We start from the raw sequence: 3,479 nt of genomic DNA, 5'->3' as shown, positions 1-3,479 counted from the left end.
GACCCAAACACATCTAGCGGAATCATTCGTGTCGGGCACCGCTGACGCGGTGCCCTTGTCCTCTTCGACTCCACAGCCACCGCTCTGCAGTATCAACAATCTCCTACGCAAGAGCGATATACGTATAAAATGACTCGTACATCGTCAGAAGAGCAAGGTCCTGACTCCTGTAGGCATTGTACTGAGTGAAAATGAAGAGGTTGATAAATGACGGAGCTATGAATGAAGCGACCAAGCCTGATAAAACTATGATACGTCCAGTAATCGGATCTGTGTGTCCTCGACTCGCTAATATTATTGTGCTGATTACGATAGTACATAAAAAACCTATAAATATATTTAACCTTGGAATAATCCATGGATAAAGATTATACAGAACAATCGCTGAAAGAACTATAGTTAAGAAAGTCACTCTGAATCTACATCGGATTAATATTGGCGCTCCGAATAGCCGATTTAGTGATTCATGTGAATGAAAAAAATTTGGCTTGTCGTGAGATAACATTAGAGGATAGAGTAGTAACCCAATTCCTCCTAGTCCCGCTGAGAACGATACAATATCCGAAACTATCCCGTTATGACCTATGCTGAAAAGATTATATATCGTGTAGAAAATCACGACCCAGCACAACTGGAGGTACTTTTGTTTGGGTCTGCATTCCTCAATGATTCTCTGACCAGTCTTGTCGTATTTGTATTTTTTAGTATAGAATTCCTCATCTTCCGCTTGGAATATTATATAATTCCCTTTCTCAGCCTCTTTATCGCATTCTTTTAGTAATAAGTGTAATATCTGCTCCGAATCTCCCTTTATTTTGTAGATTGACCGATATAGTCTCATCAAAAATTAGGTAAGCGAGAATAGACTGTATCTTCCATTGAAGGCACTGAAAGAAGCGCTTGCTCTATTTTGTCAAAGTCCCATACAAAGACAGACGGTGCACCTGCATTTTCCATGTCACAATGGGTTAGTAGATAGATACAATCTCCTTGCTCAACCTCAATGGCTTCTGCTGCCTCCTTTGGCATTTTAATTCGACTTCCAGACGAGTCCCAACTAGTTGAACCTAACCAGTCAGAACGCTTTTCTCTTCCTGAATAGACCGATATCATCATCCCCGACTCTTCATCGTAATTCCAATGATATTCTGTATCCTGTTTATTCTGGTTGGATTGAAGAAATCTATGGACCTCTTCGGGAATATGAAAATATAGCTTAGAAGTCAATTCTACTTGGTACAAAAACTCCAGTTCATCGGCACTCATTGTGTTCACAATATTATGAATGTCTACATAATTCTTACTGATAACAAATATATTAAATTATATTGATATATACCCCTCGCTTGTTTCTGTCTCAGACATGGTACCGGACCAGAGTAATTCAGTTGAGTACAGATTAAGCAACCAGCCAGTGCATAATAAACCATCAAATAAGGATGGGGATGGAACAGCTGATTCTCTGGCTCATGAGATAGGGGGCAGAATTATGACTAATTTCCTGCGGACCCCATGTTGGATTTCCGAGCTGCGTTCGTATGTGGTTCTGGTCACGATCTTGAACCTCTTCAGCTACAGTATAAAAAGTATATATATTTCACTTAAATCAAGGTTGGACAGTACAGGTATTCCTACACCTCTATCGAGAAATTACGGAGATTACGGACGAGTCACCCAACCGGTCAGTGGATGATGACATGACGGACGCGGCGGACGAGAATCAGCCGGTCTAACGGTGAACTAAGTGGAAGGGTAGAGTGGTCCCTGATAGAATGCCACCTGAGTGGGGCGCTGATGTGCGCCCACTAATCAAAGATGGAGTCCAAGCCGTCATCGAGCAGCACTCCGACGTGGATGTTGATCCACCAACACGGACGTTCAATCAGCTGAGTACTGGCGGGTTTATGCAGAACACCGAGGAAGTCTCGGTTCCAGCTCCCGGTGACCTCTTCGACGAGAGGGATCTCTTCGATAACCTCTATGCTGGTGAATTTGCAGAGGCGGCCCAGGTTATCTACGATCAGCTCCCGGATCCTCCCGATGACGATCAGTTATCCGAAACCAACCGTGTCGAGTCTATCGAACGGGGACTGTTCGAGTTCGTCGGGGTCGTGGTGAATTACGCTGGTGAATTTCAGTTCCACGAGGATGCCTTCGCAACCGCCTTCGAGGAGCAGTTCGAGCCCCGGTTCACCGATCGAGAGTACTCCCGATTCCTGCTCGTTCTGAAGAACACCTCCATTGAGCCAGACATCACGATTGACCTCGAAACGGAGATCCAAGGTAGCCCGGACTATCTGGGACCATACGCCGTTGACACGCTCCGGATTCGTCCCTTAGACCGTCTGGAAGAAGCCGGAATCGCGACGCACGAAGCCCCGGGAACGAGCGTCCTCGAACCAGTCGAGACGCTTGATGCAGGCGGCCCGAACGCAGCGCTAGAAATCGTTCTCCGACGCCGGCGGCCCTATCGAGAGATAGCTCGCGAAATCGATGACACCGAAATCAGCCCCTGGGAACGTCCCGATTTCGACGTCACACCGGCCGACGTCTATCCCTGGCAGCAGCTGACCGAGGTGATCGAGTATCTCGCGGCGAGCGTTCGTCGGTGTCTGCGGCTTCTCTGCCCGTTGGGAACTGTTGGCTACGAGAAGGGCTACAACGTGGTGCCAGGCTGGGAAACGTACCGTGGAATTGCGGCACCGGTCACCTTTGAACTCGAATTTGACTGTCCGAGTTCGACGACAGAAACACATATCGCAGAAGATCATGCCTTGGAGATCCCTCGGCTGTGGAGAGATCATCAGCGTCGAATCGCACCCGGACATGATAAGTTTCAGAATCCGCTGTCACGGTTTGAGCGAATGTTCAGCCGGGAGTCCCTCGAGGATCAATTAGTCGATTGTGTCGTTGGCTGCGAAACGACCGTGCTGAAAGGTGGCTCCCCTGGTGGGAATAGATATCGCCTCGGTGTTCGGACGGCAGTGCTTCTGGGTGAGCAGAACGCTCGCAATTGGTCGTCAAAGCGGATAGGAGAGTTCTTCAGAACACTGTATGACTACCGTAACAAGGTCGTACACGAGGATACAACACTCCCAGACGAACCAAGCGATGGTGAGTTGATTACGGTCGCAGACGAGGAATTTCTTGCCAGCACGTTCCTCATCCGCGCTCGCGAACTCTATGCAGACCTCATCCTGGAGTACCTGTATATAGTTGCATCTAAGGACGTGTCAATACCGGATATCAACGAACAGATCGACGACCGTACGCTTGAGTATGGCGCAGGGATTCGCGAGCAGCTTTTCTAAACCCGTCCAGAATCAATTTAAATAGCGCCCATATCTCAATCACTATGATAGAACGCTCTTGCGTAGTAGATTGTTGATAGCGAGAGCTGCGGCTGAAAGTCGAAGAGGGCAAGGGCACCGCGCCAGCGGTGCCCGATATGTTCCCAATAAGTCGATTCGTGTCGGAAT

The 3,479-nt window shown here is 47.9% G+C and carries 2 protein-coding genes; one reads left to right on the top strand and one right to left on the bottom strand.

Going from position 1 to position 3,479, the window contains the following annotated elements; genetic code table 11:
* Positions 1-840: 840 nt before the first annotated feature.
* Positions 841-1,266, bottom strand: coding sequence for a hypothetical protein (locus VI234_RS21105; protein WP_336331218.1), 426 nt, complete (start codon positions 1,264-1,266; stop codon positions 841-843).
* A gap of 506 nt (positions 1,267-1,772) precedes the next feature.
* Between VI234_RS21105 and VI234_RS21100 the strand changes: the two genes are divergently transcribed.
* Complete coding sequence (locus VI234_RS21100; protein ID WP_336331217.1) at positions 1,773-3,311, top strand: hypothetical protein; 1,539 nt, start codon at positions 1,773-1,775, stop codon at positions 3,309-3,311.
* Positions 3,312-3,479: the final 168 nt, after the last annotated feature.

The sequence above is a fragment of the Haloarcula sp. CGMCC 1.2071 genome, from assembly GCF_037078445.1.
GTDB lineage: Archaea > Halobacteriota > Halobacteria > Halobacteriales > Haloarculaceae > Haloarcula > Haloarcula amylolytica.
This window is presented reverse-complemented; position numbering and strand designations above follow the sequence as displayed.